This window comes from Microbacterium esteraromaticum (assembly GCF_016907315.1).
GTDB classification, from domain to species: Bacteria; Actinomycetota; Actinomycetes; order Actinomycetales; family Microbacteriaceae; genus Microbacterium; species Microbacterium esteraromaticum.
Genome location: NZ_JAFBBS010000001.1, coordinates 241,218 through 264,764, shown reverse-complemented (window position 1 = coordinate 264,764; position 23,547 = coordinate 241,218). Strand labels below are relative to the sequence as shown.

The following is a 23,547-nucleotide window of genomic DNA, read 5'->3' as shown; positions in this document are numbered from 1 at the left end:
GTCCGCCGGATCGAGTCTAGCCCGCGGCCATTTTCTCCGGCCGAGCCACCCGGCGCGTACAGGGCGCCGATGTAGGCTTACCTAAGTAGGGCCTGTTAAAAGGTGCTGGCCCATTACGAAAGGACATGACTCAGATCATGGGATACATCAAGTCCGCAGCCCTCGAAGACAAGGGATTCGTCATCCTCGACCCGTACGGCGGGGAGATGGACCCGAAGGAATGGCTCGACATCGAGTACGTCGACTGGAAGTCCTCGGGCGACACCCGCTTCTCACCTCTCGCCAGCGCGAAGGGCGAGATCGAGTGCAACGGGTTCTGGAACCACAAGCCGCCGCGCACCGATAAGGACGGCGTCTGGATCGACTCGCAGACCGCGATCGCTCCGACCCTCACCGCCCGTGCCAAGGAGCCCGGTGCCAACGTCGGTCGCTGCCGCGTCATCGAGCTGCAGCCGACCCCGTACGGCGAGTGCCTGTACAACCTGCACCAGGACGACAACAACCGTCTGAACCCCGACGGCACCGGCTGGGTCGTGCGCGGCTTCTTCAACCTGACCGACGACAAGGACAGCTACTTCGTCCTGCGCGAGAACCGCACCGACCCGAGCATCGAGTACCGCATCGCTCTCCCCGCGGGTGCTCAGCTCATCGTCGACACGCAGCGTCTGTGGCACGCCACCACGCACAACGGCACCGAGCCGCGCTATTGCCTGATCACCTCGTGGGAGTCGGGCCCCGAGCTCGACGCTTACATCGAGAAGTACCACGGCACCGACCAGCACGAGCAGGTCGAGGTTCCGCAGGACGTCCTCGAGGCCGGCTACGCGGAGCAGGCCCGCCGCGACGCCGCCCGCGCCGCCTACTACGCCGCGAAGGGCCAGCAGGCCAAGCTCGCGATGAGTGAGGCGTAAGCAGCCGCATCGGCTCACGACGGCGGCCCCGGTCCTCAGGATCGGGGCCGCCGTCGCATGTCGAACCACACGGTTGTGATTCCTGCTGTTCTGGGCGATAATCGCCGTACAACCGCATAGCTCGCCGCATCTTCGGATCAGGTCGTAGGGGAAGACGTACCTGATGAAACGGAGAGATCATGGCGACGGGATACGCACGCGGAGTGGTGTTCATCCACTCCGCTCCACGCGCGCTCTGCCCGCACCTCGAATGGGCGGTCGGACGCGCTATCGGTCGTGCCGTCAGTTTCGACTGGACTGATCAGCCTGTCCAGCAGGGAACGCGCCGCGCCGAGTTCTACTGGGACGGCCCTGCCGGCACCGGCGCAGCTCTCGCCACCGCGATCCGCGGGTGGGAGCACCTGCGCTTCGAGGTGTCGGAAGACCCCACTCCGGGCACCGAGGGCGGTCGGTGGCTGCACACGCCGGACCTCGGCATCCATTACGCGCAGACCGACTCGGCGGGCAACATCGTGATCGGCGAAGACCGCATCCGCTACGCGATGGAGATCGCCGCAGGCAATGCGGCCGAGCTGCAGCGCGAGCTCGACGTCGCCCTCGGCTCGGCGTGGGACGAAGAGCTCGAGCCTTTCCGGCACGCCGGCGACGACACTCATGTCGTCTGGCTGCACAAGGTGGGCTAGGGAGATGGCCTCCGTGAGAGGTGACGTGGGGCCGGCCCGAGAGACCTGCGGAGGAGGCGCCGGTACCGGGACCCGGTGATCGCACCCGGGGACCGAGAAAGCGAATCCTCCGCACATGACAGGAGCCCCCTGCGGGGAAGCAGGGGGCTTCGTCGTGTCCGTCAGATGACCGTTGCCCGCGGAAGCTCGCCGGCATGCGCGACGGAGCCCTCGCAGACGTCCTCCCACGCGAGGCGCAGGCGGTCGATGGCTGCACGCGTGCGCTCCGGCGGCAGGGTGATCGGAATCCGCAGACGTCGATCCAGCACCCCGCCGGTCGCGAACCTCGGACCGGGCGGGAGCACGAGTCCACGCTCGCGTGCCGCGAGCGAGAGCTGCGTCGACACGGGAGCGCCCAGGTCCAGCCAGGCCGAGAGCCCGCCTGGCGTCGGGGGCATCTGCAGCCCGCTGATCGCGTCCAGGCCGGTCGCGACCGCCGCTCTCCCCGCGCGCAGTCGAGACGTCACGTGGGCAGAGAGAGACGGCATGTCGTCGAGCAGCTCGATGGCGATGCACTGCTCGAGCAGTGCCGTGCCCAGTTCGAAGGACGGCCGAACGGCGAGCAGGCGGTCGACGAGGTCGCGTTCGGCGCGGATCCAGCCGAGACGCATCCCTCCCCAGGCGATCTTCGACATGGAGCCGATCGAGATGATCTGCGGGCTGTGCGCGGCCAGAGGAGACGGCGTCCAGCCCCTGTCGATGTCGAGCTCGGCGGTCGTCTCGTCGACGATGAGGCGGGTGCCTGCGCTTCGAGCTGTCGCAGCGATGCGCGACCGCGACTCATCGGTGAGGCTGGCCCCGGTCGGATTGTGGAAATCCGGGATGAGGTAGCCGACATGCGGTCGGGCGCGGAGCAGGAGATCCATGAGGTGAAGCGGATCCCACCCGCCGACGTCCACGGGTGTGGGAAGCATCCGGTATCCATGACGGCGCAGCGCCTCGATGGCGTGCGGAAACGTCGGCTGCTCGATCAGCGCGCGTGCCCCTCGACGGCCGATGGTCGCGAGTACGAGGTTCATCCCGTTGAGCGCGCCCGATGTCACGATGATCTGGTCGGCGCTGGTGGGCGCCCCGCGCTGCGTGAAGCGCTGAGCTATGGCATCCCGCAGCTCCGGCAGGCCCTGCAGCGAGTAGCCGCTCGTCCCGCGCATCGCCGCAAGCCGCGGGAGAGAGCGCACCGTCGCGTCGTAGAGGCCAGGCGTCGAATCCATGGATGCGATGGAGAGGTCGATCGCCTTCGTAGCGCCATCGACCGGTGGGAGTGCACCTGGCGCATGGGGGAGCGCGACCAGGGTGCCGCCTCCGTGCAGTCGCAGCGCGTAGCCGTTGGCCTCGAGCAGGTCGTACACCCGCGTGATCGTCGAGCGCGATCGACGCAGCTCGGCGGCAAGGGCCCGCTCGCTGGGCAACCTCTCGCCGACCGTGAGCCGGCCGTCAAGGATGAGAGCGCGGATCTGCATCGACAGCGCAGACGCCGAGGCTCCTGCAGCGCTGTGCGCGCCGATCTGCTCGACGAGGCGGGAGGACATGACTCCAGCATGCCGCAGAGTGGCATCGGAGAAGCAGGCCACTTCCTCCAGAGTGGTCTCGCTCGATGGAGCTCTCGCAGCGCCAGCATGTAGTCATGCCACTCCGCTCCGTCCTCCTCCCCATCGCCTTCTCGTCCCGTCGTGACCTCGTCGAACGCCTCGCGCAGCTGCTGTGCGGACTGGTGCTCTACGGGGTCGCCATGGGTGTGATGGTGCGTGCGGGCGTGGGGGTCTCGCCGTGGGACGTGCTGGCACTCGGTCTCACCGAGCGCACCGGGCTCGGCTTCGGCCTGGTCACGTGCCTGATCGCGGGGATCGTGCTGCTGCTGTGGATCCCTCTGCGCCAGCGCGTCGGCCTCGGCACGCTGCTGAACGCCGTCGTGCTCGGGCCATCGGCTGACATCACCCTCTTGCTGGTGCCGCCGATGCCGTCGCCGTGGGCCGGATTGCCGCTCTTCCTCGGCGGACTGGTGCTGCTGGCCCTCGCCACAGGCATGTACATCTCTGCAGACTTCGGCCCTGGACCGCGCGACGGGCTCATGACCGGACTGGTCAGACGCACGGGGCGGCCCGTCTGGCTCATCCGGACGCTGCTCGAGGGCGGCGTGCTGGCGATCGGATTCCTGCTCGGCGGCCCCGTCGGCGTGGGCACCGTGCTCTTCGCCTTCGGGGTCGGACCACTCATCGGCTGGTTCCTTCCGATGTTCACGAGGATCCGCGAGCGCCGATCCGGTGCCGTCACCACCGGTGAGAGCACACGAGCACTGCGCGCGCGATGATCCCGCGTCCAGGTCGGGAACACGGAAGCGGCCCTCGAGTTCCCTCGAGGGCCGCTTCCGTGTTCGCTTCTCAGTCCGCGCTGCGGAACGCGACGACGGCGTTGTGTCCGCCGAAGCCGAACGAGTTGCTGATCGCCAGCAGGTCACCGTCACCGAGCGGCTGCGGCTCGGTCGAGAGCTTGAACGGCACGGCCGGGTCGGGCTCGGTCATGTTGATCGTGGGAGGCGCGACGCGATCCCGCAGCGCGAGGATAGTGAAGACGGCCTCGAGTGCACCGGTGCCGCCGAGCAGGTGACCCGTCGACGCCTTGGTGGCCGACACGGGGATCTCGTCGATGCGCGCGCCGAAGACGCGCTTGAGAGCCTCGTACTCGTTCGGGTCTCCGACCGGAGTCGAGGTGGCGTGGGCGTTGATGTGGGTGACCTCGTCGGGCGAGGCTCCCGCCTGGGCGAGCGCCGCTTCGACGGCGCGGGCGGCGCCCGCGCCCTCGGGGTCGTTGCCGGTGATGTGGTACGAGTCGGCGGTGACGCCGCTGCCCACCACGTAGGCGTAGATCTTCGCGCCTCGGGCCTTGGCGTGCTCCTCGGTCTCGAGCACGAGGGCGGCGCCGCCTTCGCCCATCACGAAGCCGTCACGGTCGATCGCGCCGGGGCGCGATGCCGTCTCGGGGGAGTCATTGCGGCGCGAGAGGGCCTGAGCCGACGAGAACGATGCCATGGTGATCGGGTGGATGGCCGATTCGGCACCACCGGCGATCACGACGTCCGCCAGGCCGTCCTGCAGGTGCTGGTATGCGTTTCCGATCGACTCGGTGCTCGACGCGCATGCGCTCACGACCGTGCGCGCGAAGGCCTTAGCGTTGAAGTGCAGCGAGAGGTTGCCGGCGCCGGCATTGGGCATAAGCATGGGCACGGTCAGCGGCATGACGCGACGCGGGCCCTTCTCGCGCAGGGTGTCCCAGGCGTCCAGCAGCGTCCAGATGCCGCCGATGCCGGTCGCCCAGTCGACGCCCAGGCGCTCGGGGGCGACGTCGGGCGCTCCTGCGTCTTCCCATGCCTCACGCGCCGCGATCATCGCGAACTGCGTGGACGGGTCGAGGCGCTTGGCCTCGTGGCGAGGCAGCACCTCCTCAGGACGCACGACGGCCTCGGCGGCGAACTGCACGGGGATCTGGTACTTCTCGACCCAGTCGTGCGTCAGGGTGTGAGTGCCCGACTGGCCTGCCAGCAGGTTCGCCCAGTTCTCGGGTGCCGTGCCGCCCAGGGCGGAGGTGGCGCCGATGCCGGTGACGACGATGCGCTTGGTCATGGGTGTCCTTCGTGAGGAGGGGGATCAGAGCAGGAAGGAGGATGCCACGCCCCGCGGTCCGCGGGGGTGGCATCGAGGGGTGTTACTCCTGGCCGGCGACGATGAAGTTGACGGCGTCGGCGACGGTCTTGAGGTTCTTGACCTCGTCGTCGGGGATGGTGACGCCGAACTTCTCCTCGGCGTTGACGACGATCGTCATCATCGAGATCGAGTCGATGTCGAGGTCGTCGGTGAACGACTTCTCCATCTGGACCTCGGAGGCGTCGATGCCCGTCTCGTCGGTGACCAGCTCAGCGAGGCCGGCGAGGACCTCGTCGTGGGTGAGAGCCATGGTTTCTCCTTATTCAGAATTGGTTGGAACCGGTGAACAGTCTAGGGAAGGCGCGCGCCCGATCAGGGGAGCACGACCACCTGCGCGCCGAACACGAGCCCTGCGCCGAAGCCGATCTGCAGCGCCAGTCCGCCGCTGAGCTCGGGATGCTCCTCGAGCAGACGGTGGGTGGCGAGGGGGATCGAGGCGGCTGAGGTGTTGCCCGTGGTCTCGATGTCGCGTGCGATGACGGTGGTCTCAGGCAGCTTCAGCTGCTTGGCGAACTCCTCGATGATGCGCAGGTTCGCCTGGTGCGGTATGAAGGCCGCGAGGTCGGACGCCTCGATGCCGGCCTTCTCGAGCGCTTCGCGCGCGACTTTGGCCATCTCCCAGACCGCCCAGCGGAACACCCGAGGACCCTCCTGACGGAGCGTCGGCCACGGCGCCTTGCCGTCACGGAAGTCGGTGAGGGTGTGGTTCATGCCGACCAGATCGGCCTTCGAGCCGTCTGAGCCCCACACGGTCGCCGAGATGCCGGGGGTCTCGCTGGGGCCGATGACCACAGCGCCTGCGCCGTCGCCGAGCAGGAACGAGATGCTGCGGTCGGTCGGATCGACCACATCCGACAGCTTCTCTGCGCCGATGACCACCGCGTGACGCGCGGCTCCGGCCCGGATGAGCGCGTCGGCCTGGGCGACCGCGTATGCGTAACCCGCGCATGCGGCGTTCATGTCGTACGCGGCGGCTGGCGTGGCGCCGATGCGGTCGGCCACGATCGCCGCGACGGAGGGGGTCTGCTTCGGATTGCTGATCGTGGCCACGATGACCAGGTCGATCTCGGCGGGGTCGATGCCGGACCGCTCGACGGCCTCCTTGGCGGCGTCGGTCGACAGCTCGATCGCGCTCGTCTCGGCGACGGCCCGGGTGCGGGTGATGATGCCTGTGCGCTGCCGGATCCACTCGTCGCTGGAGTCGATCGGCCCGACGAGGTCGTCGTTGGGCACGGAGTTCTCGCCACGCGCTGCTCCTACGGAGTAGATGCGCGTGTACGCGGCGCCGGTGGCCTGCTTGAGGGTGCTCACGAGACTGCTCCATTCAGCAGCTCTGCAGCTGCGTCGAGATCGTCGGGGGTCTTCACCGCGACGTTCGGGATGCCGCGCAGGCCTCGTTTCGCGAGTCCGACGAGGGCGCCCGCCGGCGCGACCTCGATGAAGCCCGTGATGCCGGCCGCGGCGAAGGATTCCATGCAGAGGTCCCAGCGGACGGGCGACGAGACCTGCGTGACGATGCGGTCGAGCGCCTCCTGGCCGTCCTGGACGACAGAGCCGTCTCGGTTCGACCACAGGGTGACCGTCGGATCGCTCGGGCTGATCTCGGCCACGGCGGTCCGCAGCGTGTCTACGGCGGGCGCCATGTAGGAGGTGTGGAACGCACCGGCCACCTGCAGCGGCATGACCCGCACGCCGCGCGGAGCCCTCTCAGCGAGCTGCGCGAGGGCAGGCAGGGCGCCTGCCGCGACGATCTGGCCGGCGACGTTGTAGTTCGCCGGGCTGAGCTCGAGCTCGTCGAGCAGCGCGAGCACATCGTCGGCGTCGCCGCCGAGCACCGCGCTCATGCCGGTGGGCGTCTGCGCTGCGGCATCCGCCATCGCCCGCCCCCTGATGCCCACGAGGCGCATCGCGTCGGCAGCGGTCAGCACCTCCGCGCCGACCAGCGCCGCGAGTTCGCCCACGGAGTGGCCGGCGACGCCGTCTGCGGGGCGACCAGCGCGCTGTGCCAGCTGATTCGCCGCGATGAGTGACGCGGCGACGATGAGCGGCTGCGCGATGCGGGTGTCGCGGATCGTGTCTGCGTCCGACTCGGTGCCGTGTGCGATCAGATCGACCTCAGCGGCCTCGGAGTAGGTGGCGAGCTGATCGGCGACGCCGTCCAGCTCGAGCCAGGGTGCGAGGAAACCGGGAGTCTGGGAACCCTGTCCGGGCGATGCGACGACAATCACCAGTCCAGTCTGCCAACGATCGGCCGTAGACGGTGGATGAAACATCACAACAATCAGCAAATCGATTGTGCGTGGCGCACAGTCGCGCGCGTGGCAGTCCGCCACGGCACCGAAGGCAGCCTCAGCGGCGCCGCTGGATCGCTCGTCGCCGAGCCGGCTCCGCGGCTCCGATCGAGCCCAGGATGAGTGCTGTCTGCAGAATCAGCGCCTCGCGCGGGCCTGTCGCGTCCCACCCGATCACCTCGGTCACCCGCTTGAGTCGATATCGCACCGTGTTCGGGTGCACAAACAGCTCCCGCGCGGTCGCCTCGAGGGAGCGGCCGTTGTCGAGATAGCTCCACAGGGTCGTGACCAGGTCCGTCGAGTGCGCCTGGAGGGGACGGAAGATCCGCTCGATGAGCGTCTGCTTCGCGAGCGTGTCACCGGCGAGTGCGCGCTCGGGCAGCAGATCGTCGGCCTCGACGGGGCGGGGTGCACCACGCCAGGCCCGGGCGACGGCGAAGCCCGCGAGAGCCGCACGCGCGCTCTGACCGGCGTCGACGAGCGCCGAGACCGGCGGACCGAGCACGACATAGCCCGGGCCGAACGACGGCTCGAGACGCTGGGCGATCTCGCTGAACGGCAGATCCTCGCCCTCGTCCTCCTTGCCTGGTACCTGTGCGCGTCCGATTACGAGCACGAGCCGCGACCCCTGCACGCCGATAAGCACATCGACCGACAGGCGCCGTGCCGTGCGTCGCACGAGGTCGACGTCGAACTGCGGGGGAGTAGTGCCCACGATCACGCAGACCTCTCCGTGGCCGTGCCATCCGAGGGCCGCGATGCGGCTGGGCAGCTCCTCATCGGCCTCACCGGTGAGGATCGAGTCGACCACGAGCGCCTCGAGCCGGGCATCCCACAGCCCGCGCGCCTCGGCGGCGCGCGCATACACATCGGCTGAGGCGAACGCCACGTCGCGCGAGTACAGCAGGATCGCCTCGCGCAGATCCTCGCCGCGACCGGCGACGCGTTCTTCCGTGACCTCCACCGTGACGCGGATCAGCTGCAGCGTCTGCTGCAGGCTGACGCTGCGCAGCAGCTCTCGGGGAGCGGCGGCGAAGATGTCGGCGGCGATCCACGGTGTGGACGTGGGGTCTTCGTACCACTGGATGAACGAGGTGATGCCGGCCTGGGCCACCAGCCCGACGGCTGAGCGTCGGGCCGGTGGCATGTCGGCGTACCAGGGCAGGGTGTCTTCGAGCCGCTTGATCGTCACCGTCGCGATGTCACCGGAGATCCGGCGCAGCCAGGCGAGAGTCGCGGCCTTGTCCATGGCCTGCTGAGAGGTACTGCTCACAGGTTCAGCTCTCGCCGCCCGCGTTTCCGCTGGTGCCGGCGTTCACGTCGAACAGGCGGTACTTCTCGATCGCCTGGCCGACGACTGCGCGGTCGACCTTGCCCTCGTCGGCCAGCGCCTGGAGCGTCCGCACCACCATCGAGGGGCCGTCGATCTTGAAGAAGCGGCGAGCCGCGGCGCGCGTGTCGGAGAAGCCGAAGCCGTCGGCTCCGAGCGTGTAGTACCGGTTCGGCACCCAGGGCCGGATCTGGTCCTGCACGGCGTGCATGAAGTCGCTGACCGCGACGACCGGGCCCTCTGCGCCCTGCAGCTTCTGCGTCAGGTACGCGGTCTGCGGCTCCTCCTCGGGGTGCAGGAAGTTGTGCTCGTCGACGGCCAGGCCGTCGTGGCGCAGCTCGCTCCACGAGGTCACCGACCACACATCTGCGCTGACGCCCCAGTCCTTCTGCAGCAGCTCCTGCGCCTCGAGCGCCCACGGCACGCCGACACCCGACGCGAACAGCTGGGCCTTGTGGCCCTCACCCGTACCAGGCTTGATGCGGTGGATGCCGCGGATGATTCCGTCGACGTCCACGTCCTCGGGCTCAGCCGGCTGCACGAGCGGCTCGTTGTAGACCGTGATGTAGTACATGACGTCGGGGTCGGGGTGCGACCCGCCGTACATGCGCTCGAGACCCGAGCGCACGATGTGCGCGATCTCGTAGCCGTAGGCGGGGTCGTACGACACGGTGGCCGGGTTCGTCGAGGCCAGCAGCGGAGAGTGGCCGTCGGCGTGCTGAAGGCCTTCGCCCGTCAGCGTGGTGCGCCCCGCGGTGGCGCCGATGATGAATCCGCGCGCCATCTGGTCGCCCGCAGCCCACATCGCGTCACCCGTGCGCTGGTAGCCGAACATCGAGTAGAAGATGTAGATCGGGATCAGCGGCTCGCCCTGCGTCGCGTACGACGTGCCCGCCGCCGTGAACGCGGCCATGGCCCCGGCCTCGTTGATGCCGACGTGCACGATCTGGCCCTGCGGGCTCTCCTTGTAGGCGAGCAGCAGCTGCCGGTCGACCGAGGTGTAGTGCTGGCCGTTCGGGTTGTAGATCTTCGCGGTCGGGAAGTACGCGTCGATACCGAACGTGCGGGCCTCGTCGGGAATGATCGGCACGATGCGGTTGCCGAAGTCCTTCGCGCGAAGCAGATCCTTCAGCAGCCGGACGAACGCCATCGTCGTGGCGATCTCCTGCGTTCCGGACCCCTTGCGCGGCAGCGCATAGGTCGACTCCTCGGGGAGCGAGATCGACGTGTGGTTCGTGCGGCGCTCGGGCAGCAGACCACCCAGGTTGCGGCGGCGCTCGAGCATGTACTGGATGGTCTCGTCGTCCTGACCCGGGTGGTAGTACGGGGGCAGGTACGGGTTCTCTTCCAGCTGCGCATCCGTGATCGGGATCTGCATGGTGTCGCGGAACGTCTTGAGGTTGTCCAGCGTCATCTTCTTCATCTGGTGGGTCGCGTTGCGACCCTCGAAGTGCGGTCCGAGGCCGTAGCCCTTGACGGTCTTCGCGAGGATGACGGTGGGCTGACCCTTGTGCTCCACGGCCGACTTGTAGGCCGCGTAGACCTTGCGGTAGTCGTGGCCGCCGCGACGGAGGTGCCAGATGTCGTCGTCGGAGAGGTCCTTGACCAGTGCTGCGGCGCGCTCGTCGCGTCCGAAGAAGTTCTCGCGGATGTACGCACCCGACTCCGCCTTGTAGGTCTGGTAGTCGCCGTCAGGGGTCGCGTTCATGATGTTGAGCAGCGCGCCATCGGTGTCGCGGGCGAGCAGGTCGTCCCACTCACGGCCCCAGATGACCTTGATGACGTTCCAGCCCGCACCGCGGAAGAACGACTCGAGCTCCTGGATGATCTTCCCGTTGCCTCGCACGGGGCCGTCGAGACGCTGCAGGTTGCAGTTGATCACGAAGGTGAGGTTGTCGAGGCCCTCGTTCGCCGCCACCTGCAGCTGACCGCGGCTCTCGACCTCGTCCATCTCGCCGTCGCCGAGGAACGCCCAGACGTGCTGGTCGCCGGTGTCCTTGATGCCGCGATTGGTGAGGTACTTGTTGGCCTGCGCCTGGTAGATCGCGTTGATCGGCCCGAGGCCCATCGACACGGTGGGGAACTGCCAGTAGTGCGGCATCGAGCGCGGGTGGGGGTACGACGGGAGGGCGCTGCCCTCGTGCGACTTCTCCTGGCGGAAGCCGTCCATGTCGGCCTCGCTCAACCGGCCCTCGAGGAACGACCGGGCGTAGATGCCGGGAGAGGCGTGGCCCTGGATGAAGACCTGGTCGCCGCCGCTCGGGTGGTCCTGGCCACGGAAGAAGTGGTTGAAGCCGACTTCGTACAGCGATGCGGCTCCGGCGTAGGTGGAGATGTGTCCGCCGACCCCGATTCCGGGGCGCTGTGCGCGGTGCACGGTGACTGCGGCGTTCCAGCGGATCCAGTGACGGTAGCGGCGCTCGATCTCCTCGTCGCCGGGGAACTCGGGCTCGTTCTCGGCCGCGATCGTGTTGATGTAGTCGGTGGTCGGCACCATCGGCACGCCGAGGTGACGCTCCTTCGAGCGCTTCAGAAGGCTGAGCATGATCTCCCGGCCGCGGCCGGGACCCTTCGCGTCCACCAGCTCGTCGAGTGACTGCTGCCACTCGCCGGTTTCCTCCGGGTCGCTGTCCAGAGGTGCCTGGGAGTACGGATCCTGATCGTGGACGGTCACGTGGAGCCTTTCGTCAAGCTGGCAGGTCGTGCCAAGGAAACGGGATGCGGCGTGGGGGAGCCTTGTCGGCTCTGCACAACACGCGCTGTGCTCAGCCTATATCCGTTCCGATGACGGGTTCTTCATATTCCGCACCGTAGAATGTGGGTACCAGGGCCTTTAGCTCAGCTGGTAGAGCGCCACGTTTACACCGTGGATGTCGTCGGTTCGATCCCGGCAGGGCCCACCGTGATTCACCGGCTCAGAAGCACCGACCTGTCTTCGAAGGTCTGCGCGTAGATCTGCTCGAGCTCCGCATCGTGATGCGCGTCGAGTGGAACCTGCGAGCCGAGATAGGCGAACTGCTCGGTGGCGCGGTTCTGCTCGTTTCCGCCCATGGATGCGGCGATCTGCTCGTGCACGGGGTCTTCGGCGGGGATGCGCGCGGTCGCAGCCGCCACGAGATCGGCCACGTGAGCCTGTTCGTCCTCGGGCATGTGCGCGTACACGGCATGCAGAAGCTCGTGAGCAGTCGTCGTCAGCAGCGACTGCGCCACCCATTCGTCCGTCGGTTCGAGGATCACGATGCGGTCCTGCGCGCGCGAGTCCGAGAAGCCCGTGAAGCAGCCGAGGATGGTGCCGTCGTCGACACCGTGGGAGTTGCTGCCGCACAGATCATCGAGCTCCGCCGCATCGACGAACCGCGGCTGCGTCGATGCGAGCACCTCCCGGCCCTCGGCGGTGAGAGTCATCCGGTCGGCCAGCTCCGCGAAGTCGGTCGTCATCTCCGGGGCGGCGGGGAAGATACCGGGCAGGATGCGGCTGAGGAGCGGCTCGTCGGACTTGGCGTCCTCCGACATCAGCCACAGACCGCCGACGGTCACCGCGGCCATGATCACGAGCAGGACGGCGGTCGGAACGCCGCGAGCACCGGGCCGCTGCGAGCGCGATGAGGGCGAAGGACCCGGAACCTGCTCGAAGAAGGTCATGTCCGCTTCGACGGACCGATCCGACGCGGAAGCTCGAAGAGCAGGCTCACGGGCATCCGCCGGCCGATCAGAGCGAATCCGGTCGCGATCGCGACCGTCACGGTGAAGATGATCACGAGACCCAGCCCGGGGTTCGTGATGCCGGCCTTCGCGGCCAGCCAGCCGAGGGCTGCGAAGACGGGGTAGTGGGCGACGTAGTAGATCAGCGAGTACTGCCCGACGAAGCGCACCGGTGCGAGCCATCCGACCTCGGGGGCGGCGGCTGTGAGCCGCACCAGGATCAGGATGCCGAGCATCGCGGGCAGTGCGGAGAGCGGCTCGTACCAGAGCGGGTCGATGAAGCCCGAGTACAGGGCGACGCCGATCGGGATGATGGCGAGGGCAGCCGCGAGCGGCACGCTCAGCACCCGGGCGTACTGATCCCAGTGCTTCTCGATGAACGCGCCGAGGAAGAAGAAGGGCATCAGGTAGAAGAAGCGCTGAAGCAGCTCGAGGTCGGCGGGGATCAGGAACATCGCGGCGAACGGCACCGCGACCATCACCCACGCCGGCACCCACTTCAGCAGCAGCGCGACGATGTAGTACGCGAAGATGAACTGCATGAACCACAGGTAGGTGTCCCAGAAACCGGGTTCCCACGGCATGTGCTTCAGGCCGGGGTCGGCGACCAGCTGGGACGCCGTGTAGATGAACGTCCACACGATGATCGGCCACACGATGCGGCGCACCTTGCCCCATACGTACTTGCCGGTCGGGGCGTTCAGGGATCCGGCGACGAGCAGCCCCGACAGGAACATCAGCATCGGCATGCGGAACGGTGCGAAGAACGCGCTGAGGAACTCGAAGAACGCAGGAACCTCGTCGATGCGGTAGGCGACGATCTGAGTGCTGTGATGCAGGATCACGAGCAGGATCGACAGGCCTCGCAGCAGGTCCATCCAGCCGATGCGACGGTCGTGACGTTCGAGGGCGCGGCTGATGTCTGCGCCGCGACCCGGTTGCGTCGTGGGCGGGACCGTCGGCTCCGCGGCGGGCGGGGTCGCGCCGGAGCGCCGGGCCTCGGCGCGGGTGAGGGGGGTCGGCGTGACGGGGGGCTCGCTGTGCTCAGACATCCGCGTCAGTATACGAGGCGGCGACCTGCTCACCCGTCGGGAAGCGCCGATACGGAGCCGAACGACGGGTCGTCGGGAACCGCGACCGGATCCGCTGTCGGGCGGTGGACGTCGAGGTGAGTGTCACATCTCCTCGTGGGTGGCCGGATCGGCGTCGAAGAGCCGTCCGCCCGGGCGGCCGAGCGCGGTGATGGCCTCGACCTCGGCCGCATCGAGCACGATCGCTGCCGCCTCGAGGTTCGTGCGCTGATGCTCGGGCGACGATGCCTTGGGAATCGACACCGTGCCTCGGGCGACGTGCCAGGCGACGATCGCCTGCACGGGGGAGATGCCGTGGCTATCGGCGATCTCCGTGATCACCGGCTCATTCACGACCTCGCGGGCGCGCCCGAGCGGAGACCACGCCTCCGTGAGGATCCCCCGCTCGGCGTGCAACGCGAGCGCCTCCTCCTGCGGGAAGTAGGGGTGCACCTCGATCTGATTCACGACGGGCCGGACGCCCGATGCCGCCTCGATGCGATCGAGGTGCTCGGGCAGGAAGTTCGACACGCCGATGTGGCGCACCGTGCCTCGCTGCTGAGCGTCGACCAGCGCCTGCCATGCCTGCTCGTACCTGCCGGCGCTCGGATTCGGCCAGTGGATGAGGTGCAGATCCGTGGCGTCGAGGCCGAGGCGGAACCGGCTCTCCTCGATGCTCGTGCGTGCTTTCGACGTCTCATGGTGTCGGCCTGGCAGCTTCGTCGTCACGATGATCTCGGACCGGTCGACACCGGATGCCCGGACGCCGGCGCCAACGGCACCCTCGTTCTCGTAGTTGAACGCCGAGTCGATCAGGCGGTACCCGAGCTCGATCGCCGCGGCGACGGAGCGTGCACCGTCCTCCCCGTTGAGCCGGTAGGTGCCGAGGCCGACGGCGGGCAGCCGGAATCCGTTGTGGGCGGTGAAGACGGGAACAGCGGTCATGGGGAATCCTCCGGATCGTCGGTCACCGCTAGCCTACGACCGCTGACGACGTCGGCTCCGTGACAGCATGGACGCATGTCGACACCCGCAAGCGATCAGCGCTGCCCCTGCGCCAGCGGTGACGTGTTCGGTTCGTGCTGCGGCCCCGTGCTGGCATCCGGTGCGGCCCCGACCGCGGTCCGGCTGATGCGCTCCCGCTTCACCGCGTTCGCGGTCGGGGATGCGCAGCATCTGCTGCGCACCTGGCACCCTTCGACGCGTCCCGAACGGCTCGACCTCGACGACGACGTGAGATGGCAGCGTCTCGACATCCTGTATCAGCAGCTCGGCGGTCCGTTCGACGACCACGGCATCGTGGAGTTCGAGGCGTTCTACCGGGGAGCCGAGGGGCGTGGAAGCCTGCGCGAGCGCAGCACCTTCGTGCGCGAGACTCGGCTGTGGCTCTACGTCGACGGCATCGTCGGAGGCAGCCGGTCGCCTGACGCCCGGCTTGCCTGACGTAGAGCCTGACATCGGCAACAGCTAGATTTGAGGGGTGAAAGCCAGTCCCGAGCACCAGCGCCGCCTTCTCGACATCGCCGACCTCGACAGGCGGATCGCTCAGACAGAGCGCGCGCGCACCACGCCGACGCAGGGAGCGCGGATCAATGAGCTCGCCGCCGTGCGTCAGCGGCAGCTCGGCGAGCTGACGGCGTTGGCCGGCGTGCTCGACGACGCCAAGGCTGAGCTGGCCCGCCTCGAATCGGATGTCGCTCTGGCAGCGCAGCGCCGTGACAAGGACGCGGAGCGTCTGGCTGTGGCGACCGATCCGAAGCAGGCGCAGGCGCTCGAGAACGAGATCGAGAGCCTCGGACGCCGGATCTCGATGCTCGAAGACACCGAGCTCGATGTGATGGGCCGCGTCGAAGAGGCTCAGGCAGCCGTCGACGCGCAGCAGGCGCTCATCGATCAGACGCAGGCGGAGGGCGCGAAGCTGACGGCGTCCGCGAAGGCCGACATGGCAGCCGCGGCGAACGAAGGTGAGCACCTCACCCGTGACCGCGCCGCGATCGCCGAGAGCGTGCCAGCCGAGCTGCTCGCCGAGTACACGCGCCGCGCCGCGCGCGGCGGCATCGGAGTCGGTCTGCTGCGCCGCCGCATCTGCGAGGGATGCCAGATGGTGCTCGCAGGCAGCGAGTTGAACGCCGTGCGCGCCGCTGCCGCCGACGATGTCGTGTCCTGCCCCGAGTGCGGTGGGATCCTCGTGCGCACCGAGGAGTCCGGTCTGTGACGAGCGTCCGCTCGCTTCGCCGGTCGTCAGAACGTCGTCGACGTCGGATGCCGGTGATAGACCGGATGCTGTGACCCGACCGCCTGAGCCCTCGCACGCCCTGGTAGCGCGCGACGGCGGTGGCTGGGTCATCGCCCTCTATGCGCAGGCCGACGCGGAGCCTGTGCTCAGTCACGTCGCCGACGACGCTCTCGCGCTGCGAGTGGGCGAGCTCGAGGCACAGCTCTCGCCCCGATGGACCGTCCGGAGCCTGCGCACCTTCTACCCTCCGCTCCTGGCGGAAGGGATCCGACTGCGCCGGGCGCATGATCTGCTGCTCTGCCACGCGATTCTGCGTGACACCGCGTCGCTGCCCGAGCCGCTGCCGGCGTCACGCCGTTGGATCCGCACCGACGATGTCGACGATGCCTTCGCTCAGCCGGGGCTCTTCGATGTCGGCGATGCCGAGGCGGAGCGGCACGACGACCTGATCGAGGTGCGCAGCCAATGGCGCGCGCAGCTGACGGCACTCGGGACGGCGCCCGATTCGCGCCTGGCCCTGCTGTGCGCGGCGGAGTCGACCGGCGCCCTCATCGCCGAGGAGATGACGGCGGCCGGCCTGCCGTGGAGCACCGCAGCCCACCACCGGATCCTCGAACAGCAGCTCGGCTCGCGCCCGATGCGTGGCGCGCGCCCCGCGCGCATGGCCGCTCTCGCAGCCGAGATCGGGCGGCATCTCGATGATCCGGCGCTGAATCCCGACAGCCCTTCGCGGCTGCTGCGAGCGCTGCACCGCGCGGGGGTGTTCGTAGAATCAACGTCGCGCTGGGAGCTGACGCGTGTGGAGCATCCGGCCGTCGCGCCTCTCCTCGAGTACAAGAAGCTCGCGCGACTGTTCACCGCGAACGGGTGGGCGTGGCTCGACGAGTGGGTGCGCGATGAGCGCTTCCGGCCGATCTACCTCACCGGCGGGGTCGTGACGGGCCGATGGGCATCGTCGGGCGGGGGAGCCCTGCAGATCCCGCGGCAGCTGCGTGGCGCCGTGCGCGCGGACGCCGGCTGGACGCTCGTCGACGCCGACGTCGCGCAGCTCGAGCCACGGGTGCTCGCTGCCATGTCGCGCGACGGGGCGATGGTCGAGGCCGCACGGGGACGGGATCTGTACGAAGGCGTCGTGCGTTCCGGCGCGGTGGCGACGCGCGATGAAGCGAAGTACGCGGTGCTCGGAGCGATGTACGGAGCCACGACCGGCAAGAGCGGGCAACTGGTGCCCCGGTTGCGTAGCGTCTATCCCCAGGCGATGGGGCTGGTCGATTCTGCCGCACGCACCGGCGAGCAGGGCGGCGTGGTGAGCACTCTGCTCGGTCGCAGCTCACCCCGCCCGGATGACGCGTGGCGCCTCGCCCAGTCGCAGGCGAGCGGGCCCGACGCGGCCGGCGCGGAGGAGAGCAGGGCACGCAGCAGAGCCCGCGACCGGGGGCGCTTCACCCGCAACTTCGTCGTGCAGGGCACGGCGGCCGAATGGGCTCTGCTCTGGCTCGCCGAGATCCGTCATCGCCTCATGACGCTGCCGCCGGCATCCGATGCCGCGGTGGCGTCCGGGCCCGTCTTCCGCGACCGCGCTCACCTCGCCTTCTTCCTGCACGACGAGGTGATCGTGCACGCTCCGACGAACCAGGCCGGCGCGGTCGCCGCGATCGTGCGGGATGCTGCGGACGCCGCGACCGCACGCCTCTTCCCTGGCTTCTCCATCGACGTGCCGCTCGACGTGCACGTCGCGGAGGACGCATCCAAGGGCGCGTAGAATCGAGAGGCGAGTGGGTCGGCCGGACGGTCGCGTGGCGCGTGAGCGCACCGAGGAACGTCCGGGCTCCACAGGGCAGGGCGGTGGGTAACACCCACCCGGAGTGATCCGCGAGACAGTGCCACAGAGAGAAGACCGCCGCCATCTTCATGATGGAGGTAAGGGTGAAAGGGTGGTGTAAGAGACCACCGGGGAGCGCGGTGACGCGCTCCGCCAGGTAAACCTCGCCCGGAGCAAGACCAGACAGAGGACGTTGACGCGGCTCGCCGAGTCCTCGGGTAGGTCGCTGGAACGACACGGCAACGTGTCGTCGAGAGAGATGGCCGTCAAGGGAGCGAAGTACTCCTGAACAGAACCCGGCGTACAGGCCGGCCCACTCGCCCCGAACGCACGAAGGGCCCGGTCGAGAGACCGGGCCCTTCGTGGTGGCGGCTAGTCAGCCGAGAGCGTCGCTGCGCCGATGATGCCGGAGGCGTTGCGGTGAACGGCTGCGACGATCGGCGTCTTCAGGTCGAGCAGCGGCAGGAACTTGTCGGGGTGCTTCGAGACGCCTCCGCCGACGACGAACAGGTCGGGGCTGAACAGGAACTCGACGTGCGAGTAGAACTCCTGAAGGCGCGCCGACCAGTCCTCCCACGACAGGCTCTCGCGCTCCATCGCCGAGTACGCGGTCCAGCGCTCGATCGAGTCGCCGTCGCGCTTGAGATGACCGAGCTCGGTGTTGGGCACGAGCACCCCGTTGTACAGGAATGCGGAGCCGATGCCCGTGCCGAGGGTGGTGAGGATCGTGAGGCCCCTGGCGTCGCGCGCTGCGCCGTGACGCGCCTCGGCGACGCCGGCCGCGTCAGCGTCGTTCACGAAGGTGATGTGGCGGCCCAGACCGTCTTCGAAGAACTTCTCGGCCTCGAAATCGACCCACTCCTTCGAGATGTTCGCGGCGGACAGCGTCTTGCCGTACTTGACGATGGCGGGGAACGCCACGCCGAGGGGCAGAGACGAGTCGCTGACTCCCAGAGTGTCGAGCACCTCGCGGACGGTCTCGAGCACATCGGCGGGGTGCGCACCCTGCGGCGTGGGGATACGGATCCGGTCGGAATCCAGTGTGCCCGTGTCGAGGTTGACGATTCCCGCCTTGATGCCCGTTCCGCCGATGTCGACGCCGATTGCCTGTGCCATGGCGAATAGCCTAGCGATGCTCGGCCCAGCGATTAGGATCGTGACGAGATCCCGACGAAGGAGCTGACATGTCCGACGGCGACGAGAAGTACTGGTACAACCTCAGCACCGGGGAGGTCGAGTTCGGCATGCAGTCGGCGGCCGTCGACCGGGTGGGGCCCTTCGACACCGAGGCGGATGCCGCCCGGGCCCCCGAGACGCTCAAAGAGCGCTCGCGGGCGTGGGCCGAGGAAGACGCGGCCGACGACTCGTGGGGCTCCGGCTCGCGTGCCGGCGGCAGCTCCCTCGAGTCGGGGGAGTGAGGGTGGACAAGCAGCGCGACTTCGTGCTGCGCACCATCGAGGAGCGCGGCGTCAAGTTCGTCCGGCTCTGGTTCACCGACGTGATCGGCACGCTCAAGTCCGTCGCGATCGCGCCGGCCGAGGTCGAGGGCGCCTTCGCCGAGGGGATCGGATTCGACGGCTCGGCCATCGAGGGCCTGACCCGCACCTACGAGTCCGACCTGCTCGCGCAGCCCGACCCGTCGACGTTCCAGATCCTTCCGTGGCGCGGCGAGGTCGACCCGACCGCTCGCATGTTCTGCGACCTCACCACGCCCGATGGCCGTCCCGCGGTCTCCGACCCGCGCAACGTCCTGCGCAGGGCGCTGGCGAAGGCGGCAGACGCCGGCTTCACGTTCTACACGCACCCCGAGATCGAGTTCTACCTGCTCAAGTCCTCGCAGCTCGGATCGGAGGGTCCGGTACCCGTCGACAACGCCGGCTACTTCGACAACGTGCCGGGCGGCACCGCGCACGACTTCCGGCGCAGCGCCGTGCGGATGCTCGAGGACCTCGGCATATCGGTCGAGTACAGCCACCACGAGGGCGGTCCGGGTCAGAACGAGATCGATCTGCGCTACGCCGATGCGCTCACCACCGCCGACAACATCATGACCTTCCGCACCGTGGTCAAAGAGGTGGCGATCGAGCAGGGCGTGTACGCGACGTTCATGCCCAAGCCGCTGAACGACCATCCCGGCAGTGGCATGCATACGCACATGTCGCTGTTCGAGGGCGACGTGAACGCGTTCTACGAGGCGGGCGCCGAGTATCAGCTGTCGCTCACCGGCCGCCGCTTCATCGCGGGCCTCCTGCGCCACGCGAACGAGATCGCCGCGGTCACGAACCAGTTCGTCAACTCGTACAAGCGCCTGTGGGGCGGCGACGAGGCGCCCAGCTTCGTCACCTGGGGACACGCGAACCGCTCGGCGCTCATCCGCGTGCCGATGTACAAGCCGAACAAGGGCCAGTCGACTCGCATCGAGTACCGCGCTCTCGACTCTGCAGCCAACCCCTACCTGGCATACGCGCTCATGCTCGCGGCTGGACTCAAGGGCATCGAGGAGGAGTACGAGCTGCCCCCCGAGGCCGAGGACAACGTGTGGTCGCTCAGCGACTCCGAGCGCCGGGCACTCGGGTACGCGCCGCTCCCCGCGAGCCTCGACCACGCGCTCGACTACATGAGGGACTCCGAGCTCGTCGCCGAGACACTCGGCGAGCAGGTCTTCAACTACGTCCTGCTGAACAAGCAGAAGGAGTGGGAGGCCTACCGCGGTCAGGTGACGCCGTTCGAGCTCAAGAGCAATCTCGGGCTGCTCTGAGGCGCGGCGATGGCGCGACCTGATGCGTCCGTGTCGCTGTCCGCCCTGGCGCGACTCGGCTTCGTCGAGCTGACGTCGGCATCGGCAGACCTCACCGAGCTGGCCGAGCTGACGGGCCTCGAACGCGCCGTGCTCGCAGAGGGGATGATCGCGGCCGATCCGGATGCCGCGGTGCGCGGCCTCGTGACGGTGGCGCGCCGCGACCCGGCGCAGGTGACCGCTGTGCTCTCCGACCCTGCGGCGCGGGAGGCCGCGTGGCGGCTCCTCGGGGCGTCCCCAGCGCTGGGCGCCTTCTTCGAACGGCACCCTTCCCGCCTGCGCGCGGAGGCACTGCTGCGCAGCGATCTGCCCGGAGCCGCCGAGCTGACGGCACGGATGCTCGCGGCGGTCGACGCGCACAGCGGGTTCGCCCGCGCGGGCGACCCGGTACGCGCCCTCCGGGTGGAGTACCGGGGCTGTCTGAGCGAGATCGCGGCGGCCGACCTCGGGGCGGACTCCGCGACCGCGGTGATCGGGGAGGTCTCGGCTGCCCTCGCGGATGCGGCCGGCGCCGCCCTGGAAGCCGGGATCGCCGTTGCGCGCGCGGTGCTCGACGACTCCGGGCGCGCTGGTACGCGCGAGGAGATCGCGGCGACTCGGCTGGCGATCATCGGTATGGGCAAGGCGGGCGCCCGAGAGCTCAACTACCTCAGCGATGTCGACGTGATCTTCGTGGCGGGCACGGCGGACGAGGCGATCGTGTCGGAGGCGAAGGCCATCGACATCGCCACTCGGCTCGCCCGGGAGGTCATGACGACACTGAGCGGCATCGACGTCGAGCCGCCGCTGTGGGAAGTAGACGCGGCGCTCCGGCCCGAGGGGAAGCAGGGTGCGCTCGTGCGCTCCCTGGCGTCTCACGTCGCCTACTACGACCGCTGGGCGAAGAGCTGGGAGTTCCAGGCGCTGCTCAAGGCGCGTCCCCTCGCAGGCGATCCCGAGCTCGGAGCAGCGTACATCGCCGCCGTGCAGCCCAAGGTGTGGACGAGTGCCGAGCGCGAGGACTTCGTCGAGAGTGTGCAGCGCATGCGCGAGCGGGTGACAGAGCACATCCCACCCGAGGACGTGCCCTTCCAGATCAAGCTCGGCCCCGGTGGGCTCCGGGACATCGAGTTCACCGTCCAGCTGCTCCAGCTGGTGCATGGGCTCAGCGACGAGAGCATCCGCACGCGTGGCACGCTCGAATCGCTTGATGCACTCGTGGAGGGCGGCTACATCGGACGCGCAGAGGCCGGCGCCTTCGGCGAGCAGTACCGCATCCTGCGCCTGCTCGAGCACCGGCTGCAGCTGCACGACCTCACCCGGACCCACCTCATGCCTCGCGACGACGAGGGTATGCGCCGCCTCGCCCGCGCCACGGCGCTGGCTGACAGCGCCTCCGGGCTGCAGGAGGTGTGGGACGAGGTCCGACGTGCGGTGCGAGACCAGCACGTGCGGCTGTTCTACCGCCCGCTGCTGTCGGCCGTCGCTTCGTTGCCCGCCGAGGAGCGCACGCTGTCGACCGCGCAGGCGGGGTCCCGACTGGCCGCGATCGGCTTCCGCGACCCTGCCGGCGCGCTGCGCCACATCGCGGCGCTCACATCGGGCCTCAGCCGCAAGGCGACCATTCAGAAGCACCTCATGCCGGTGATGCTCCGGTGGTTCGCCGACGGCACCGATCCCGACTACGGGCTCATCGCGTTCCGGCGCATCAGCGAGCGGCTGGGCGACACGCACTGGTTCCTGCGCATGCTGCGTGATTCGTCCGGCGCCGCCGAGCGCCTCACCCGACTGCTCTCGAGTTCGCGCTACGTCGGAGAGCTCATGGAGTGGATCCCCGAGTCCGTCGCCTGGCTCGACACGCCGGCAGCCCTGCGGCCGCGTGGCGGCGCCGCTCTCGACGAGGAGGCGAGGGCGATCCAGACCAGGCATGCGACGACCAAGGCCGCGCTGCGGGCCGTGCGGGCTCTGCGACGGCGCGAGCTGCTGCGGACCGCGATGGCGGCAGTGCTCGAGCAGGTCGGTGTCGACGAGATGGCGAGGGCTCTGACCGAGATCACCGAGGCGACCATCCAGGCGGCTCTGCGCGCGGTGCGACGCGAGGTCGTGCCGCCGGAGGACGACGCGATGGATTTCTCGATCATCGCCATGGGGCGATTCGGAGGCGCCGAACTCGGTTTCGGCTCCGATGCCGACGTGCTCTTCATCTACGATCCGAACGGGGTCGACCCGCAGCGGGCGCAGCAGTACGCGGCCAAGATCGTCGCGGGCCTCCGCGAGCATCTCGCGGATCAGCGTGTGCCGCTCGAGCTCGATGCCGACCTGCGCCCTGAGGGACGCAACGGACCCATGGTGCGCACGATCGAGGCGTACACGCAGTACTACCGCCGGTGGTCGCTGTCGTGGGAGGCCCAGGCCCTGCTGCGCGCGCGGGGGATCGCCGGCAGCCTGAAGCTCATCAGCCGGTTCACGGAGCTCGCCGACAGCATCCGCTATCCCGAGACCGTGTCGCTGCAGGACGTCCGCGAGATCAAGCGCATCAAGGCGCGCGTCGAAGGCGAGCGGCTGCCTCAGGGCGCCGACCCGCGTCGGCACCTCAAGCTCGGACCCGGCACGCTCAGCGATGTCGAGTGGATGGTGCAGGTTCTTCAGCTGCAGCACGGCCACCGTGTGCCGGACCTGCGCACCACGTCGACGCTGCAGGCGCTGGACGCCGCGGTGCTCGCCGACCTCATCCCCGCGGACGACGCGGAGCGGCTGCGTGAGGCCTGGGTGCTCGCCAGTCGCCTGCGCTCGGCCATGACGCTGCTCACCGGGCAGACCAAGGATGTCCTGCCCGCCGAGGTCCGCGAGCTCGACGGCGTCGGCCGTCTTCTGGGATATCCTGACCGCGCCGCGACCGTGCTCGAGGAGGACTACCTCCGAGTCACGCGCCGGGCGCGGCGGGTCTTCGAGAAGCAGTTCTACGGCTGAGGCTCAGCCGAGATTGAGG

20 protein-coding genes, 1 tRNA gene and 1 other RNA gene are annotated in these 23,547 nt (G+C 68.8%); 11 read left to right on the top strand and 11 right to left on the bottom strand.

The features are described 5' to 3' along the window. Positions 1-137 precede the first annotated feature (137 nt). Both JOE67_RS01295 and JOE67_RS01290 read left to right on the top strand, forming a co-directional pair. Entirely contained in the window at positions 138-911 is a 774-nt protein-coding gene (locus tag JOE67_RS01295) for a hypothetical protein (protein WP_204976585.1), read from the top strand. Between the two features lie 179 nt (positions 912-1,090). Beyond that, complete coding sequence (locus JOE67_RS01290) at positions 1,091-1,594, top strand: DUF3145 domain-containing protein (RefSeq protein ID WP_204973752.1); 504 nt, start codon at positions 1,091-1,093, stop codon at positions 1,592-1,594. Positions 1,595-1,755: 161 nt separating this feature from the next. Here the strand turns inward: JOE67_RS01290 and yczR are convergent, their stop codons facing one another. Further along, positions 1,756-3,162, bottom strand: coding sequence for a MocR-like transcription factor YczR (gene yczR / locus JOE67_RS01285; protein WP_204973751.1), 1,407 nt, complete (start codon positions 3,160-3,162; stop codon positions 1,756-1,758). A 95-nt stretch (positions 3,163-3,257) separates the two neighbouring features. On the opposite strand from yczR, the gene yczE reads away from it, so the two are divergent. Next, positions 3,258-3,941: a membrane protein YczE gene (gene yczE, locus JOE67_RS01280; protein WP_204973750.1), complete on the top strand. Its 684-nt coding sequence runs from the start codon at positions 3,258-3,260 to the stop codon at positions 3,939-3,941. Between the two features lie 70 nt (positions 3,942-4,011). Here yczE and JOE67_RS01275 read toward each other — a convergent pair whose 3' ends face one another. From JOE67_RS01275 to aceE, 6 genes are all read right to left on the bottom strand, one after another. Further along, entirely contained in the window at positions 4,012-5,250 is a 1,239-nt protein-coding gene (locus JOE67_RS01275) for a beta-ketoacyl-[acyl-carrier-protein] synthase family protein (RefSeq protein WP_204973749.1), read from the bottom strand. A gap of 82 nt (positions 5,251-5,332) precedes the next feature. Then, positions 5,333-5,581: an acyl carrier protein gene (locus tag JOE67_RS01270; protein WP_099195056.1), complete on the bottom strand. Its 249-nt coding sequence runs from the start codon at positions 5,579-5,581 to the stop codon at positions 5,333-5,335. Between the two features lie 62 nt (positions 5,582-5,643). Next, positions 5,644-6,642 carry a beta-ketoacyl-ACP synthase 3 gene (locus JOE67_RS01265; RefSeq protein ID WP_204973748.1) on the bottom strand — a complete coding sequence of 333 codons (999 nt, stop codon included), beginning with the start codon at positions 6,640-6,642 and terminating at the stop codon, positions 5,644-5,646. Further along, positions 6,639-7,559: an acyltransferase domain-containing protein gene (locus tag JOE67_RS01260; protein ID WP_204973747.1), complete on the bottom strand. Its 921-nt coding sequence runs from the start codon at positions 7,557-7,559 to the stop codon at positions 6,639-6,641. The genes JOE67_RS01265 and JOE67_RS01260 overlap by 4 nt, the downstream gene beginning before the upstream one ends. Positions 7,560-7,680: 121 nt before the next feature. Further along, positions 7,681-8,871 (bottom strand): PucR family transcriptional regulator, encoded by a 1,191-nt coding sequence (locus JOE67_RS01255; protein ID WP_204976584.1) that lies wholly within the window; start codon positions 8,869-8,871, stop codon positions 7,681-7,683. Positions 8,872-8,899: 28 nt separating this feature from the next. Beyond that, positions 8,900-11,626: a pyruvate dehydrogenase (acetyl-transferring), homodimeric type gene (gene aceE / locus JOE67_RS01250; RefSeq protein WP_204973746.1), complete on the bottom strand. Its 2,727-nt coding sequence runs from the start codon at positions 11,624-11,626 to the stop codon at positions 8,900-8,902. 153 nt (positions 11,627-11,779) lie between these two features. On the opposite strand from aceE, the gene JOE67_RS01245 reads away from it, so the two are divergent. Next, positions 11,780-11,852: transfer RNA gene (locus JOE67_RS01245), tRNA-Val, on the top strand. A gap of 7 nt (positions 11,853-11,859) precedes the next feature. Here the strand turns inward: JOE67_RS01245 and JOE67_RS01240 are convergent. The 3 genes from JOE67_RS01240 to JOE67_RS01230 all read right to left on the bottom strand — a co-directional run bounded on the left by JOE67_RS01240 (position 11,860) and on the right by JOE67_RS01230 (position 14,669). After that, positions 11,860-12,594 (bottom strand): hypothetical protein, encoded by a 735-nt coding sequence (locus JOE67_RS01240; RefSeq protein ID WP_204973745.1) that lies wholly within the window; start codon positions 12,592-12,594, stop codon positions 11,860-11,862. Next, entirely contained in the window at positions 12,591-13,706 is a 1,116-nt protein-coding gene (locus JOE67_RS01235; protein WP_204973744.1) for an acyltransferase family protein, read from the bottom strand. Before JOE67_RS01235 ends, JOE67_RS01240 begins: the two co-directional genes overlap by 4 nt. A gap of 123 nt (positions 13,707-13,829) precedes the next feature. Further along, positions 13,830-14,669 (bottom strand): aldo/keto reductase, encoded by an 840-nt coding sequence (locus JOE67_RS01230; RefSeq protein WP_204973743.1) that lies wholly within the window; start codon positions 14,667-14,669, stop codon positions 13,830-13,832. Between the two features lie 75 nt (positions 14,670-14,744). Between JOE67_RS01230 and JOE67_RS01225 the strand changes: the two genes are divergently transcribed. The 4 genes from JOE67_RS01225 to rnpB all read left to right on the top strand — a co-directional run bounded on the left by JOE67_RS01225 (position 14,745) and on the right by rnpB (position 18,102). Continuing rightward, the gene (locus tag JOE67_RS01225; protein ID WP_204973742.1) at positions 14,745-15,167 is read left to right on the top strand and encodes a YchJ family protein; all 423 of its coding nucleotides are present in this window, start codon (positions 14,745-14,747) and stop codon (positions 15,165-15,167) included. A 37-nt stretch (positions 15,168-15,204) separates the two neighbouring features. After that, the gene (locus tag JOE67_RS01220) at positions 15,205-15,939 is read left to right on the top strand and encodes a CT398-like coiled coil hairpin domain-containing protein (protein ID WP_204973741.1); all 735 of its coding nucleotides are present in this window, start codon (positions 15,205-15,207) and stop codon (positions 15,937-15,939) included. Between the two features lie 70 nt (positions 15,940-16,009). Next, complete coding sequence (locus JOE67_RS01215; protein WP_338041453.1) at positions 16,010-17,722, top strand: bifunctional 3'-5' exonuclease/DNA polymerase; 1,713 nt, start codon at positions 16,010-16,012, stop codon at positions 17,720-17,722. Between the two features lie 14 nt (positions 17,723-17,736). Next, positions 17,737-18,102, top strand: an RNA gene (gene rnpB, locus JOE67_RS01210) — RNase P RNA component class A. Positions 18,103-18,154: 52 nt separating this feature from the next. Here rnpB and ppgK read toward each other — a convergent pair. After that, positions 18,155-18,898, bottom strand: a complete 744-nt coding sequence (gene ppgK / locus JOE67_RS01205) for a polyphosphate--glucose phosphotransferase (protein WP_204973739.1) — start codon at positions 18,896-18,898, stop codon at positions 18,155-18,157. Between the two features lie 68 nt (positions 18,899-18,966). On the opposite strand from ppgK, the gene JOE67_RS01200 reads away from it, so the two are divergent. From JOE67_RS01200 to JOE67_RS01190, 3 genes are read left to right on the top strand one after another with little or no spacing between them, the layout of a single operon-like run. Beyond that, the gene (locus JOE67_RS01200; protein ID WP_204973738.1) at positions 18,967-19,200 is read left to right on the top strand and encodes an SPOR domain-containing protein; all 234 of its coding nucleotides are present in this window, start codon (positions 18,967-18,969) and stop codon (positions 19,198-19,200) included. 2 nt (positions 19,201-19,202) lie between these two features. Further along, entirely contained in the window at positions 19,203-20,540 is a 1,338-nt protein-coding gene (locus JOE67_RS01195; protein ID WP_204973737.1) for a glutamine synthetase beta-grasp domain-containing protein, read from the top strand. A 9-nt stretch (positions 20,541-20,549) separates the two neighbouring features. After that, positions 20,550-23,528, top strand: coding sequence for a bifunctional [glutamine synthetase] adenylyltransferase/[glutamine synthetase]-adenylyl-L-tyrosine phosphorylase (locus tag JOE67_RS01190; RefSeq protein ID WP_204973736.1), 2,979 nt, complete (start codon positions 20,550-20,552; stop codon positions 23,526-23,528). The last annotated feature ends 19 nt before the right edge of the window (positions 23,529-23,547 follow it).

Coding starts and splice junctions, on each gene's coding strand:
- JOE67_RS01295 (WP_204976585.1), top strand. CDS start 138: ATGGGATACATCAAGTCCGCAGCCCTCGAAGACAAGGGATTCGTCATC.
- JOE67_RS01290 (WP_204973752.1), top strand. CDS start 1,091: ATGGCGACGGGATACGCACGCGGAGTGGTGTTCATCCACTCCGCTCCA.
- yczR (WP_204973751.1), bottom strand. CDS start 3,162: ATGTCCTCCCGCCTCGTCGAGCAGATCGGCGCGCACAGCGCTGCAGGA.
- yczE (WP_204973750.1), top strand. CDS start 3,258: ATGCCACTCCGCTCCGTCCTCCTCCCCATCGCCTTCTCGTCCCGTCGT.
- JOE67_RS01275 (WP_204973749.1), bottom strand. CDS start 5,250: ATGACCAAGCGCATCGTCGTCACCGGCATCGGCGCCACCTCCGCCCTG.
- JOE67_RS01270 (WP_099195056.1), bottom strand. CDS start 5,581: ATGGCTCTCACCCACGACGAGGTCCTCGCCGGCCTCGCTGAGCTGGTC.
- JOE67_RS01255 (WP_204976584.1), bottom strand. CDS start 8,871: ATGGACAAGGCCGCGACTCTCGCCTGGCTGCGCCGGATCTCCGGTGAC.
- JOE67_RS01240 (WP_204973745.1), bottom strand. CDS start 12,594: ATGACCTTCTTCGAGCAGGTTCCGGGTCCTTCGCCCTCATCGCGCTCG.
- JOE67_RS01235 (WP_204973744.1), bottom strand. CDS start 13,706: ATGTCTGAGCACAGCGAGCCCCCCGTCACGCCGACCCCCCTCACCCGC.
- JOE67_RS01230 (WP_204973743.1), bottom strand. CDS start 14,669: ATGACCGCTGTTCCCGTCTTCACCGCCCACAACGGATTCCGGCTGCCC.
- JOE67_RS01225 (WP_204973742.1), top strand. CDS start 14,745: ATGTCGACACCCGCAAGCGATCAGCGCTGCCCCTGCGCCAGCGGTGAC.
- ppgK (WP_204973739.1), bottom strand. CDS start 18,898: ATGGCACAGGCAATCGGCGTCGACATCGGCGGAACGGGCATCAAGGCG.
- JOE67_RS01200 (WP_204973738.1), top strand. CDS start 18,967: ATGTCCGACGGCGACGAGAAGTACTGGTACAACCTCAGCACCGGGGAG.
- JOE67_RS01190 (WP_204973736.1), top strand. CDS start 20,550: ATGGCGCGACCTGATGCGTCCGTGTCGCTGTCCGCCCTGGCGCGACTC.